2 protein-coding genes are annotated in these 1,953 nt (G+C 43.0%); both read right to left on the reverse strand.

Features of this window, described 5'->3' with window-relative positions; translation table 11 throughout:
• Window positions 1–96: 96 nt before the first annotated feature.
• On the reverse strand, window positions 97–1,086 hold the full coding sequence (locus QWZ17_RS23320; protein WP_290307730.1) for an MBL fold metallo-hydrolase: 990 nt from the start codon (window positions 1,084–1,086) through the stop codon (window positions 97–99).
• A gap of 87 nt (window positions 1,087–1,173) precedes the next feature.
• Window positions 1,174–1,740, reverse strand: coding sequence for a Crp/Fnr family transcriptional regulator (locus tag QWZ17_RS23325; RefSeq protein WP_290307731.1), 567 nt, complete (start codon window positions 1,738–1,740; stop codon window positions 1,174–1,176).
• Window positions 1,741–1,953: the final 213 nt, after the last annotated feature.

The following is a 1,953-nucleotide window of genomic DNA, read 5'->3' on the forward strand; positions in this document are numbered from 1 at the left end:
ATTAAAACAAGGCATAGATAATCTATTCTTTGCCCTTTGTCAAATAAAAAAGAGGCTGTACCATGATTTATGATACAGCCTCTCTACGTAAAACCTTTATTGCACACTTACATAAGTACTGTAATTAGCAGACACCCATTCGTACTTGGTGCCATCAGCCTTTAAATGCCCAATACCGGGGAACGACAAATGATCTGACGCTATCCAATAACCATTTTTAACAGCATCCGCAAAAGCTTTTTTACGGGTTGCGGCGGCGGCTTTAGCATCAACATCATAAACTATGGTTACCGATGGATCTGTTAACTGCACGGCGGCGGCGTGCATAATATCGCCCCAGAAAACCATTTTTTGCCCTTTACTTTCTATAGCATAAAAAGTATGTCCTGGCGTATGGCCGGCAGCGGCAATTGGTTTAATACCAGGAAACAACTCCTCATCATATCCAAAAGCTTTTACTTTACCAACTTTAAGGTACGGGCCTACGGTAGCTTCGGCATAAGCAAAATATGGCTTTAAGGCTTCGGAGGAGGCGGCTTTACTTTTTTCGGTGAACCAAAAATCAACTTCTGGTTTGCTTAGGTAAATGGTGGCATTGGGGAACGTCATTTTATCGCCATTCATTAAACCACCGGTATGGTCAATGTGCGCATGGGTTATCAGCACCGCATCAATTTGTTCGGGCTTATAGCCAACTGCGGCCAGGCTATTGGTTAAATGGCCAAGAGTTGGCCCGTAATTGCCGGCTGTACCGGCATCTACCAATATCAGCTTACCATCGGCTTTAATAAGGTAGGCGTTTACCGATGTCTCTACCGTAGTTGGCAGGTAATCGGCTGTTAAAAGCTTGTTAATTTCCCCGGGACGGGTGTTGGTTAATAGTTTGGGCAACTCCTGTGGGATGGTACCATCCGATAAGGCGATCACCTCAAAATCGCCAATTTGCATGCGATAATAACCGGCTTGCAGTAACGTAGCATTGACTGCAGTTTGTGCAGAAACTGTGTGAGATGAGAATGATAAAAAGCCGAGGCTGATAGCAAGTGCTACAGCGGGGCGTAAAACTGATTTAATTGAGCGTTTCATTTTATAATTATTTATAACACAAAACTGCCCAATTGGCTAACCTTGGCGAAGGACGTTTGTCACTTTGATTTTGTGACAATTGTCACGTCAGGAATTGTAAAGCCTACTCAGCGTTTCCCTTGACACACCCAGGTATGATGCGATAAACGACTTTGGTATCCGATTATACAGATGAGGGTATTGCTGAATAAAGTTTTCGTACCGTTGTTTGGCGTTACCCATAATCATCATTTGCAGGCGCTTTTGCAAAGAGTTATAGCCCAAGCTGGCCTTTACCGATAAAAAATGTTCATATTTCCACATTTCGGCACCAAGCTTTTCCCGGTTTTCGAAGGTGATGCCCAACACTTCGCAATCTTCCAGGCAATCAATGTTAATAGTAGCTGCCGACTTTTTGAAATATGCATCCCTATCCGTAATCCACCAATCTTCAACCGCAAACTGGTAAATGTACTCCTTGCCTGTATCATCCGCAACCGAAGCTTTGAGGCAACCTTTCAATACAAAATAATCGTATTTCACGGCATCGCCTTCCTGAACTAAAAAAGCGTGCTTCTTCAATTTTTTAAACACAAAATGCGACAGAATGTAGGCAAACTCCTCGTCGGTTACCGGGCTTATTTTGTCTATTTGAGCTTTGAGTAAATGCTGCACAGTAATTTGATCAATGTAATAAGTTAAGCAAAGTACAAATTTATTGGTTTGCCCTTTGCTTTAAAATGTGATGGTGGAAATTGCAGGAGGGATGAACGCCGACGAAGACTCACCCGGCTACGCTTCGCTGGCCACCCTCCTATGTTTGTTGTCAAAATATAAGCAAATAGATTTGCATTATAAAGTGAGAAGGAATGAGAGCAGACGGTCACC

Source organism: Mucilaginibacter flavus, from assembly GCF_030409315.1.
In the GTDB taxonomy this organism is placed as follows: Bacteria; Bacteroidota; Bacteroidia; order Sphingobacteriales; family Sphingobacteriaceae; genus Mucilaginibacter; species Mucilaginibacter flavus.